Raw genomic sequence first — 11,822 nt, 5'->3', positions numbered from 1 at the left:
GGAGTATGAGCTCTAAATTTATTTCTATAATGAAGCAATAAATATAATAAAGGTATTGCAAACCATATGAACTGGCATGCTGTTGTGACTGTAGCTGAATCAAAGTAAAAACTCAATATAATCATTCCAATAGCTATAACAAATGATAAATACGCAAAAATCTTACTTGCCTTTTTCCATATTTTTTCATCTCCAATGGCCCAAGCATATTTAGTATCTATGTTCTTATAAATTTGTAGCTTAGGTAATAAATTACCAAAATACATAATTATAATGGCATTTATTATAACTGATACTTTGTCGTTAATTTCATAAGAAAATATCTCATCTATACCTAGTAAAGGAATGATAAACCTTCCAACTGCGACTATTAAAAATAACATTTGTAACCTTCTTGCAGTTTTAACTTTTGGGTTATCTTTTGAAAAACCTAAAATTTCTGGTGCATTTACATAGTTTATAATTAATAATGCTACAAGTAATATTAAACCTATATTTTCCATAATAACCTCCTATATCTTTTTAAAAATATCCAAGAAGTTTCCAAGTACTTCTTGAAGGACTGATAAATTAATAGAATAAATCAAAAATTGTCCCATTTTTTCTGAGCTAATAAGTTCTGCATCTTTTAAAATATCTAAATGTTTAGATATTGCTGGTTTAGACATATTAAAATGACTTGCTATTTCTCCTGCATTCATATCTCTTTCATTAAGTAATTTTAAAATTTCTCTTCTAGTTTCATCACTTAATGCTTTAAATACTTTTACCATAATATCCTCCTTGCTATAGATATAAATATTTAACTAATTAGTTAAATATTTATATCTATAGTATACTCGTATTAGGAAAAAAAATCCACTATTTTTATAACTTCATTATTACGAAATCTTTTAATTTTATCTGATATTTTAATTCTAATTTGAAATATATATGAAGGTTTTTGGAGAATACTTACTTATAATAGGAAAAAATGTTAAAATAAGAATGTAGTTAAATATAAAGAACTGAAATAGCTAACAGTTATTAAACATAGGAGTGTAAAAATTTATGGGATTAAAAGAATTTGATTTTATTGAAGAGTCTATAGAAATGTTGAGGACAATGTCTCCAACATTAGAAACTATATCAGATGAAATAGAAGAGTACTTTGAAAATATCTTGGATGAAAAAAATCAAGAGTATATAAATGTAACCTCTAGAATAAAATCAGAATCAAGTTTAAGGGAAAAGATAATTAGAAATAGATATTTAAAAAAATATGGGGAGGCAAGTAATCTTATTCATAATGTATCTGATTTAATAGGACTAAGAATTGAGTGTAGATTTATTGAGGATGAAAATAAGATATATAGGCTTTTAAGAAGATACTTTAATAAAACAGATGATAAAATAAACTACTATAATAAAGAAAATAAAAATATTAAATTAAAATTGTCTGAAAGACAACCTAATAAGCAAAAAAATGGATTTGAAATATATAAGATAGATGGAGTTTTTGCATATTTAGATAGAGAAGTAAAATTTGAACTTCAAATTAAATCTCTTGTAAATGTGTTTTGGAGTGAGATTGAACATAAAATAATTTATAAAAATAACACATATTTACTTGCTGATAAATTTATAAAGGATATGATGGACTCTATAAAGAATAATCTTACTATGATAGATAATCAGCTTTTGAGTATTTATAAAAACTTTCATTCAGGAAAGTCTTTTAATATGAAAGGAAGTAAAAAAGAAATTGAAAAGCTCTTTGCAAAATTAGTGTACGATGCTTTTTCAGAAAAGATGAATAAAAGTATAGGTTTTGTTGTGGATTTTAAAAAGCCATGTGAAACTATATTAAGTTATTCTTTTAATAAACAAGATATAAGCGATGAAGTTTTAGGTAATTTTATGCTTGATGAGTTTGCAAGATTAAATGAAATTGTAAATAAAGATATAGATTTTAATGACCAAATAGAGTTTGAAAGAGAACCTACATTTGATGATAAATTCTGTAATGATTTAGGAAATCATTTTAGAAGTAGACTAAATACGGAGTTTCCATGGAACTTATTTTTTAGGATATTGTTTGAAATAGAACCATGTAATAACACTGAAGACTTTGAAAACTTTGTAGAGTTTATAAAGGAAAATGTATTGCTTGAAGAAAATAGAGAACAACTCTTATGTCAATTTGAAGAAGATAGTAAATTTATAATTGAAGATATATATAATTGTATTTTTAATAGTATAAGTGAGGTTGATAGTGTTGAAATTTTATATAACTATAATCTTGAAAAAATCAATTTTACATCAAGTGAAATTATAAATTGTATCTGTAGAGAGTATGAGTGTTATAGTGAATATTTAGAAGAAAAAGAAAAACTTATGAATGCATTTAAAGAAAAAATTATTCAGGTTTTTGAGTAGTCAATCAATATTGAAATGGCGCAATAGCGCCATTTTTCAAATATATATAAATAAAAGTATTTTAGAGGAGGCGATTTGTATAGAGAGAACAGGTGTAATTTTAGCAGGAGGGAAAAGCTCTAGAATGGGGAAAGATAAAGCTTTTTTAGAATTACATGAAAAGCCTTTTATTGAAATTGCAATAGAAGTTTTTAAAAATTTTGATGAAGTAATAATAGTATCTAACAATGAAGAATTATATTCAAAATATAACATTAAAGTTTATAATGATATAATAAAAAATGTTGGTCCAATAGGAGGAATATATACTGCTCTTGAACATGCAAAGTATGATATAGTTACAGTTGCATGTGATATGCCGTATCTAAATAATGAAGTAGTCGAAAAAATAGCTGATGAAATGGATGATAAAAGTGTAATTTCAGTAACAAATGGAAAGTTACAACCATTGTGTTCTGGATACAAAAAGAGTATAATAAATAAAGTATCTTTATGTATAGGGAAAAATGATTTGAAGCTTAGAACTCTTATAGAAAAAATAGATAAAAGCTATATATACTTTGATAACGAAGATTTATTTTTAAATGTAAATACTATTGATGAGTATAAAAAATTGACTGAAGTTTAATTAGCTACGGTTGTAAAATAGAGTAGGATTTATATGGAGGAGAATTTATGAATTTACTTAAATGTGATTCTTGGGCAGTGATATTAAATAATAGTGACGAAGGAAGTAAAGCATATAAAATATTAGATGAACTTAAAAAGAATATGTACAAAGTTGTTGCTATAGATGAAGAGAAAAAGAATATTGAAGGTATAGATGTATATGAGTGTCTAAAAGACGTACCACACAATATTGATGTTGTAGCTATTATAGATAAGCAGTCTAAGATGGATGCCATTTTAGAAGAGATAGAACTTTTAGACATACAAAATATCTGGTTTGAAAAAGGAAGCTTTAGTGAAATGATTATTAAAAAAACTAAGGATTTAAAATTGAATGTAGAATACAATTTAAGTTTATATGATGAGTTAACTAAGTAAAATTATATATAGAAATGATTAAGAACATAATTGGTTAACGAAATATCTTATTTTATAATATAGATTTCCTAGATAAAGTATCAAATTAAAAGATTTATTAAGAAGATTCCTATTTACATGATATAATATATTAAACAGGAATATTAAGGAGTTGATATATTATGTTAATAGTAACTACAGAAAAAGTAGAAGGAAAAAAAATAGCAGAAGTGTTAGGATTAGTTAGAGGAAGTACAATAAGAGCAAAACATGTTGGAAAAGATATAGGAGCAAGCTTTAAGAATCTTGTTGGTGGAGAACTTACAGGATATAATGAAATGCTTACAGAAGCAAGACAAATTGCAATAGGCAGAATGGTTGAAGATGCAGAATCTAAAGGTGCAAATGCAATAATAGCATTTAGATTGTCTTCAGCTTCAGTTATGCAAGGAGCAGCAGAAATGCTTGCTTATGGAACAGCAGTTATTTTAGAAGATAACAATGATATAGCTGAAAAATAAAGTATAAGTAATTAGAAAGAGACATCTTTTATAAATTTTATGGATGTCTCTTTTTGTTTGAAAAATATCAGGTAAAAGTAATTTTTAACAATTATGATAATAAAATAAGATGATATTATATAAATAAGTAAAATTATATTATATAATATAAAGTATAGACTTTAAAATTTTTATTAGTAGGAGAAAATATGAACAATGTTATAATAGTTAGAGGAGCTGGAGATTTAGCAACAGCAGTTATACACAAGTTACATAACTGTGGTTTTAAAATAATTGCTTTAGAAGTTGAAACTCCTCTTGCAATAAGAAGGAAAGTTTCTTTTAGTGAGGCTATTTATGAAAAGGAAGTTTCTGTGGAAGGTGTCTATTGTGTGTATTGCAAAGATAAAACAGAAATAAAAAAAGCTTTAAATAAAAGAAAAGTGGCGCTAATAATAGACCCAAAAGGTAAATATATAGATGAAATACGTCCTGTAGCAGTTATAGATTGTATACTTGCAAAAAAAAATATTGGAACAAATAAAGCGATGGCACCACTTACAATAGCTTTGGGTCCGGGGTTTTGTGCAGGTAAAGATGTAGATATAGTTATTGAAACTATGAGAGGACATAATTTAGGAAAAGTGATAAGAGAAGGATATGCTTTAAAAAATACAGGAATACCAGGTGCTATATTGGGTATAACTAAAGACCGAGTTTTTTATTCTGAGAACGTTGGAATAATAGAAACTATATGTAATATAGGAGATGTAGTTAAAAAAGGAGATATAATATGTTATATCACTGAAAAAAATGGAAATAAAATAGAAGTGAAAGCTTCTTTAGATGGTGTTTTGAGAGGCATATTGAGAAATGGTTCACAAATAGAAAAAGGATTAAAGATATTGGATATAGACCCTCGAATGGAAGAAGTAAAAAATTCATTTACGATATCAGATAAAGGACGTTGTATAGCAGGAGCAGTTTTAGAAGCATTATTATCAGAAGGAATATTACCAGAATAGGTTCTATTAAATAGATTTTTTATTTATAAAAGTTTAATTAATATGTAAAGGGGTGAAACCATATGTTTAATGTAGCAATTATAACACTTAGTGATAAGGGCTATGAAGGGAAAAGAGAAGACATAACAGGAAAAAAATTAACTGAATTTGTTGAAAATACAGGGAATTATAAAGTTATTGAATATGTGTTGATAAAAGATGATAAGGAAATGTTAAAGGAAAATATTATAAAAATTTGTGACAGTAATAAAGTAGATTTAATTATTACCAATGGAGGTACTGGATTTTCAAAGAGAGATATAACTCCAGAGGCTACTAAAGATGTTTTAGAAAGAGAGATACCAGGTCTTAGTGAATACATGAGAATGAAATCTACAGAAATTACTAAAAAAGCTATACTAAGTAGGGGTGTAAGTGGAATAAGGAATAATTCTATAATAATAAATTTACCTGGAAGTCCCAAAGGTGCAGTTGAAAATCTAAGCTTCATTATTGATGTCTTAGACCATGGCATAGAAATTTTAAGAGGAGAAGCCACAGAATGTGCCACTAATAACAAAAAATAGTATATAATTCAGATAGATAAAAAATAGACAAAGAGGTAGATAAAGTATGATTGATAAGTATGGAAGAAAAATAGACTACCTTCGTATTTCACTTACAGATAAGTGTAATTTAAGGTGTGTTTATTGTATGCCACCAGATGTTAAATTTGAAAAAAATTATATAAACGATAATCTAAGTTTTGAAGACTATAAATTCATTATAAAGGCTATGTCAGAACAAGGGATAACAAAGGTTAGATTTACTGGAGGAGAGCCTCTTTTATATCCCAATTTAAATGAACTTATAAGGTTTACAAGAGAAGAATGTGGAATAGAAAATATAGGAATGACAACTAATGCTCTTGGACTTTCTGATAGAATATTTGAGCTTAAAGAATGTGGTCTGAATAAAGTAAATATAAGCTTAGATTCTTTAAAGGAATATAAATATAAATCTGTGACAAGAGGTGGCAATTTAAAAGAAGTATTAAAATCAATTGAGTCATGTTTAAATTTAGGTATAAAAGTAAAAGTAAATTGTGTTGCCATAAATGGATTTAATGATGATGAGCTTAAAGACTTTATGTTTTTAACAGTTAAATCACCAATTGATGTAAGATTTATTGAACTTATGCCATTGGGTGAAGCTAATAGAGTCTACAAAAAAGGATATTTTAATGTAAAAGAAATGGTTGAAAAAATATATGGTTTATATAAAGTTAAAAATGATGAAAAAAGTACAGCAGAATATTATAAGTTTAAAGGAGCAAAAGGAAGAATAGGAATTATAACTCCATTAAGCTGTTCATTTTGCAAAACTTGTAATCGTATTAGACTTACCTCTAGTGGTGCAATAAAACTGTGTCTACATTCAAAAGAAGAAATAGATATAAAACCACTTTTACATAAACCATTGTTATTTAGAGAAACTATGAAAGATATAATAAAAGAAAAGCCAGAAAAACATCATTTAATAGAAAATAAATGTAGTGATACAAATAGACGTATGTATGAAATTGGAGGATAGGTAATGTTAACGCATATAAATGAAAAAGGGTATGCTAAAATGGTAGATATAAGTGAAAAAGATGATACTAAGAGAACTGCTATAGCAACAGCTACGATTACTCTTGGCAAAGAAGCTTTAGAAAAGGTAAAAAATGGACAAATAAAAAAGGGAGATGTATTATCCGTAGCTCAAGTTGCAGGGATAATGGGAGCTAAAAATACATCTTCAAATATACCAATGTGCCATCAAATTAAATTGGTTGGATGTGATTTAGAATTTGAGATAGATGATTCTATGTCTGCTATTAAAATATATGCAACCTGTAAATCGCTTGGCAAAACTGGTGTAGAAATGGAAGCATTAAATGCTTGTTCTTTAGCAGCGCTTACAATTTATGATATGTGTAAAGCAGTTGATAAAAAGATGGTCATAAGCAATATACATCTTGTGGAGAAAACTGGTGGAAAATCAGGTGATTTTAAGTTTGAATAATTTAAGAATATATGGGTGAAAACTTGGAGGAAATATGGCTAAAGTAGTGTCAATAAATATAAGTGACAGAAAGGGTGTCATTAAGGTTCCTGTGCAATGTGCAGAATTAAAAGTAAATCATGGGATAGTTGGAGATGCACATGCAGGGAACTGGCATCGTCAAATAAGCTTACTTGGAAAAGAAAGTATAGATAAAATGAAAATGAGGGGTTTTGAGCAATTAAAATTTGGAGATTTTGCTGAAAATATAACTACAGAGGGAATAGAAGTATTTTCACTACCTATTGGTACAAAGTTGAGAATAGGGCAATGTGAAGTTGAAGTAACTCAAATAGGGAAAAAGTGTCACAGTGGATGTGAAATTAAAAAATTGACAGGAGACTGTGTAATGCCACGTGAAGGAATTTTTGTTAAGGTTTTAAAGGAAGGGATTATAAATGTTGGAGATTCAATAGATATAATTCAATAAAAATTTGATTAAACTTAAAATAAATTTCTAATCATATTTAAAAATTTTCTTAAATGTTCGTATAGCCTTTTTTTATAGGCTGTTCGGACATTTTTTCTGTCAGTAGATACTTCATGATATTTTAGAATGTGTAGTGTGAAGTATTTTCAATAGATAGATTTAACAATATAACATACTGTTGTATAATGTGAGATATGATTAATAAATTAAATATGGGAGGAGAGATATTCATATGCCTGACTTACTAAAAAATATGTTTAATTATGAGTCACTTCATGAGATTGCATCGACTATACAATCAGTTTACACCGAATTTAAGATAGATGAGTTCTTAAAATCTATACTGGATGAGACATGGAATGATTTAGGGTTAAAGGGCAGATGTCGAAAAATAAGTATAAGTTTGGGAGAGTATTTACCAGTAGAATATGCAGAAGCTCTTGACATTCTTGAAAAGGCAGTTTCTGGCTTTTCTTTTGCTTTTTTCTTTCCAGACTTTGTTGAGGTTTATGGGCAGAATGAAACTAATTGGGATTTATCTATAAGTGCTTTAGAAAGAAATACTGAATACTGGTCTTCAGAGTTTGCTGTACGTGCATTTATCATTAAGGATGAAAAACGTATGATGGCACAGATGTTTGCTTGGTCTAAGCATAAAAATGAACATGTCCGAAGACTTGCAAGTGAAGGTTGCCGTCCACAGTTGCCGTGGAGTCAAGCACTAACTGAATTTAAAAAAGACTCTACACCCATTCTACCTATATTGGAACAATTAAAAACCGACTCATCACTGTATGTACGAAAGAGTGTTGCTAATAATCTAAATGACATTTCAAAAACACATCCAGATTTAGTTGCAAACCTTGCAAAAGATTGGTATGGTGTAAATGAATATACTAACTGGATTGTAAAACATGGTTGCAGAACTCTACAAAAAAAAGGCAATCGAGATGTGTTAGCCATTTTTGGATACAACGATATTGCTTCTATTGATATTCAGGACTTTGATTTAGACACAACGACAGTTTCAATGGGAGGAGATATAACTTTTTCATTTTCAATTTTAACAAAGGAAACTACAAAAGTAAGACTCGAATATGGGATTGATTATGTAAAATCCAATGGAAAAAGAAAGAGGAAGATATTTAAAATATCAGAAGTTTTATTAAAAGAAAATCAGAAGAAGTTTTACGAGAAAAAACATTCTTTTGCAGATGTAAGTGTAAGGAAACATTACTCAGACATCCATTCGATTGTGCTTATCATTAATGGCATAGAACGAGATAAGCTAGATTTTGAATTGAATGTATAATTTTACCTGAGTAACAAGTAGTATCCATTATATAAAATGGAAATAATTTGTAAAATTATATTCAATTGTATATAAAAATAATATAAAATTTTATTAAATTTAAAAAATACAAAATATAAATACAGTAATAATATAAAAAATTACATATAAAACTAAAAAATACAAGTAATTTACTTTTTAAGTTGACAAAATATTGCATATATATTATGATATAAATCATAAATAAATAACGTAGATTCGCAGAAGAAGAAAGTAGCATAAAGGAATTTTACAGAGAGTTAGATTTAGCTGAGAACTAATATTGGAATTTATGTGAAAAGGACTTTGGAGAATACTATTACAGCTCTATTGTAGTAGTGGTTTAATTCGCCTTAAGAAAATGAGTGAGTAAAATAAATTTTTACTAATAAGAGTGGTAACACGGATTGGTATTCGTCTCTTGGATTTTTTCCAAGAGGCGTTTTTATTATAAAATTATTTCAGAAAATTTAAAACTATATATTAAATGAAAATTATAAATATATAGTTGTTAATAAATTTATAAATTAGAAAATTGTAAAATAAACTAACTAAATGGTTTTACAATTTTAATGGAGGGATGAAAATGGAAGAAGAAAAAATTAATTATGCCTTGGAACAGGTTCCAGAGAATCAAAAACGTGGTTGGGTAGCTATGTTTTCAGTGCTAGTAGCAATAGGCGTGGATTTATCATCTGTTATTTTAGGAGCTGAGTTAGCTCAAAGTATGCCAATGAAACAAGCAATATTATCAGTAATTGTAGGTTCATTTTTTTCTGCTATTTTGTATACTATATGCTCTTTAGTTGGCTCATCTACAAGTCTATCTACATCTATGATAACAAAATATGTATTTGGAGAAGCTGGAGCAAAAATATTTTCTCTAGTTATAGGGGTTTCTCTATTAGGATGGTTTGGAGTTCAAGTAGGCTTCTTTGCTCAAAATGCTCAAATAATAATAAAAGATATATTTAATCTAGATGTGAGCATGCAAGTTTTAAGCCTCATAGGTGGTCTTTTGATGATGAGTACAGCTATTTATGGATATAAAGCAATGGAAAAATTAAGTGTGTATTCAGTACCATTCTTATTAATTCTTATGATGTTAACTATATTCTTGTCTTTTAAAGCAAATGGAATTCCAGTTGATGATAATATGAAATCGACTATGACATTTGCAGGTGGAGTTTCTCTATCAATGAGTATAATAATAGTTGGAGCAATAGTATCTCCTGATATAAGTCGCTGGGCTAAAAGTAGAAGAGATTGTGCACTTTCAAGTTTTCTAGGGATACAATTTGGAAATGCCTTTATGATAGTAGTATCAATAATATTAGTAAAATGTATGGGTACTTCAGATATTATGAGAATTTTTATTACATTAGGAATTGCTATACCAGGTATAATTGTACTTACATTAGCTCAATGGACTACAAATACAAGCAATGTATATTCTGCATCACTAAGTATAGCTCTTGTACTAAAAAAAGCTCCTGAAAAAGTATTAACTATAGTTCTTGGTGTTGTAGCAACTTTATTAGCTGTATTTGGAATATATGAAGGATTTATAGGATTTTTAAATTTACTTGGAATTGTTATTGCACCTGTTGGTGGTGTGTATACAGCAGAATATTATATAGTAAAACAAGAACTTAAAGGATTTGATAAGGGGATAGCATACAAACCAATAGTTAAACATTCAATAATATCTTGGATAATTGGTATATTAATAACATACCTTTCTACATATGGATTTATAACTCTTACTACTATAGCACCTTTAGATGGATTTATAGCAGGATTTATAATACAATCAATTATTGGGAAAGTGATTTGTTCATCAAAAAACAAACAAGAAGTAAAAAAAGCAGTTTAATGAAATATGCTTGTAAAGTATAAAATAAATTTGGATATGAGGAGAAAGTAACATGAGATTTTTAACAGAAGAAAGCGTGGATAAAATAGCAGTTGGCGCAGCAGTGCTTGGAACTGGAGGAGGAGGAGACCCATACATAGGTAAATTAGTTGCAAAACAAGCAATTAAAAAGTATGGGCCTGTAAAAGTGATTAGTTTAGATGAACTAGAGGATGATGCTTTAGTAGTACCAGTATCTGGTATGGGTTCTCCTGTAATTACAATAGAAAAATTACTTTCTGAAGTGGAATTAACTACTCCTTTAGAGATAATGGAAAAATTATTGAATAGAAAAGTTGATGTTATAATTCCTATAGAAATAGGGGGAATAAATTCACTTATGCCAATAGCAGTTGCTGCAAAAAAAGGGCTTCCTATTTTGGATGCAGATTCTATGGGTAGAGCGTTTCCGGAAGCTCAAATGGTAACTTTTTATCTTGAAGGGTATGAAGCCTCACCTGCTGTAATGGCTGATGAAAAGGGTAATTCAGCTATCCTTTATCCTGTTGATGGAATTTGGTCAGAAAGATTGGCTAGAACTTTAACAGTAGAGATGGGAGGAAGTTCTTCTATTAGTGACTATAATTTAAGCGGAGCTCAAGTCAAAAAAGCTGCTATAGGAAATACCTTGACTATAGCTGAAACTATAGGAGGATTTTTACTTGAGAATAAGTCAGACTCAAAAGGTGCTATTGAAAATATATTGAAAGAATTAAAAGGATACAAATTATTTGAAGGAAAAGTAGTTGATATTAAAAGAGAGTTAAAAGGTGGGTTTACTAGAGGGCATGCATTTTTTGCTGGAATTAATGGATATGATGGAGAATACTCTGTACTATTCCAAAATGAAAATCTAATTGCAAAAAAAGGTAGTACACCACTTTGTATTACACCAGATTTAATAGCAATATTAGATTTAGAAACTGGATTCCCAATAACTACAGAAAGAATAAAATATGGTTCTCGTGTGATGGTAGTAGCTTTTCCTTGTAATGAAAAATGGAGAACTAAAAAAGGAATTGAGACAGTTGGACCTGGATACTTTGGGTATGATGTAGAGTATAAAACAGTAGAAGAATTACAAGGAAAATAA

At 28.3% G+C, this 11,822-nt stretch carries 14 protein-coding genes and 1 other annotated feature; of the genes, 12 read left to right on the top strand and 2 right to left on the bottom strand.

Annotated features, from left to right (window positions below):
* Together KGF52_RS11315 and KGF52_RS11310 are read right to left on the bottom strand one after the other, a co-directional pair.
* On the bottom strand, nt 1–503 hold a 503-nt coding region (locus KGF52_RS11315; protein ID WP_227840261.1), incomplete at its 3' end, for an SdpI family protein.
* 9 nt (nt 504–512) lie between these two features.
* On the bottom strand, nt 513–773 hold the full coding sequence (locus tag KGF52_RS11310) for an autorepressor SdpR family transcription factor (RefSeq protein ID WP_227828427.1): 261 nt from the start codon (nt 771–773) through the stop codon (nt 513–515).
* A gap of 277 nt (nt 774–1,050) precedes the next feature.
* On the opposite strand from KGF52_RS11310, the gene KGF52_RS11305 reads away from it, so the two are divergent.
* The 12 genes from KGF52_RS11305 (at nt 1,051) to KGF52_RS11250 (ending at nt 11,822) form a co-directional block, all read left to right on the top strand.
* A complete protein-coding gene (locus KGF52_RS11305; RefSeq protein ID WP_227828428.1) occupies nt 1,051–2,418 on the top strand; it encodes a GTP pyrophosphokinase family protein in 1,368 nt (455 codons plus the stop codon).
* Between the two features lie 124 nt (nt 2,419–2,542).
* Nucleotides 2,543–3,046 (top strand): molybdenum cofactor guanylyltransferase, encoded by a 504-nt coding sequence (locus KGF52_RS11300; protein ID WP_255630973.1) that lies wholly within the window; start codon nt 2,543–2,545, stop codon nt 3,044–3,046.
* A gap of 47 nt (nt 3,047–3,093) precedes the next feature.
* Entirely contained in the window at nt 3,094–3,465 is a 372-nt protein-coding gene (locus tag KGF52_RS11295) for a CoA-binding protein (RefSeq protein ID WP_227840259.1), read from the top strand.
* 161 nt (nt 3,466–3,626) lie between these two features.
* Nucleotides 3,627–3,965 (top strand): heavy metal-binding domain-containing protein, encoded by a 339-nt coding sequence (locus tag KGF52_RS11290; protein ID WP_227828431.1) that lies wholly within the window; start codon nt 3,627–3,629, stop codon nt 3,963–3,965.
* 188 nt (nt 3,966–4,153) lie between these two features.
* Nucleotides 4,154–4,969 carry a selenium-dependent molybdenum cofactor biosynthesis protein YqeB gene (yqeB, locus tag KGF52_RS11285; RefSeq protein ID WP_227840258.1) on the top strand — a complete coding sequence of 272 codons (816 nt, stop codon included), beginning with the start codon at nt 4,154–4,156 and terminating at the stop codon, nt 4,967–4,969.
* Between the two features lie 62 nt (nt 4,970–5,031).
* Nucleotides 5,032–5,535, top strand: a complete 504-nt coding sequence (locus KGF52_RS11280) for a MogA/MoaB family molybdenum cofactor biosynthesis protein (protein ID WP_227840257.1) — start codon at nt 5,032–5,034, stop codon at nt 5,533–5,535.
* A 46-nt stretch (nt 5,536–5,581) separates the two neighbouring features.
* Nucleotides 5,582–6,541 (top strand): GTP 3',8-cyclase MoaA, encoded by a 960-nt coding sequence (gene moaA / locus KGF52_RS11275; RefSeq protein ID WP_227840256.1) that lies wholly within the window; start codon nt 5,582–5,584, stop codon nt 6,539–6,541.
* A 3-nt stretch (nt 6,542–6,544) separates the two neighbouring features.
* Complete coding sequence (moaC, locus tag KGF52_RS11270) at nt 6,545–7,015, top strand: cyclic pyranopterin monophosphate synthase MoaC (protein ID WP_227828435.1); 471 nt, start codon at nt 6,545–6,547, stop codon at nt 7,013–7,015.
* A 34-nt stretch (nt 7,016–7,049) separates the two neighbouring features.
* Nucleotides 7,050–7,484 (top strand): MOSC domain-containing protein, encoded by a 435-nt coding sequence (locus tag KGF52_RS11265; protein WP_227840255.1) that lies wholly within the window; start codon nt 7,050–7,052, stop codon nt 7,482–7,484.
* 232 nt (nt 7,485–7,716) lie between these two features.
* A complete protein-coding gene (locus KGF52_RS11260) occupies nt 7,717–8,796 on the top strand; it encodes a DNA alkylation repair protein (RefSeq protein WP_227840254.1) in 1,080 nt (359 codons plus the stop codon).
* 231 nt (nt 8,797–9,027) lie between these two features.
* Nucleotides 9,028–9,239: a binding site (T-box leader), on the top strand.
* Nucleotides 9,240–9,400: 161 nt separating this feature from the next.
* Complete coding sequence (locus KGF52_RS11255) at nt 9,401–10,690, top strand: cytosine permease (RefSeq protein ID WP_227840253.1); 1,290 nt, start codon at nt 9,401–9,403, stop codon at nt 10,688–10,690.
* Nucleotides 10,691–10,742: 52 nt separating this feature from the next.
* Entirely contained in the window at nt 10,743–11,822 is a 1,080-nt protein-coding gene (locus KGF52_RS11250; protein WP_227828438.1) for a DUF917 domain-containing protein, read from the top strand.

The sequence above is a fragment of the Clostridioides sp. ZZV15-6597 genome (genome assembly GCF_020657815.1).
GTDB lineage: Bacteria > Bacillota > Clostridia > Peptostreptococcales > Peptostreptococcaceae > Clostridioides.
This window is presented reverse-complemented; position numbering and strand designations above follow the sequence as displayed.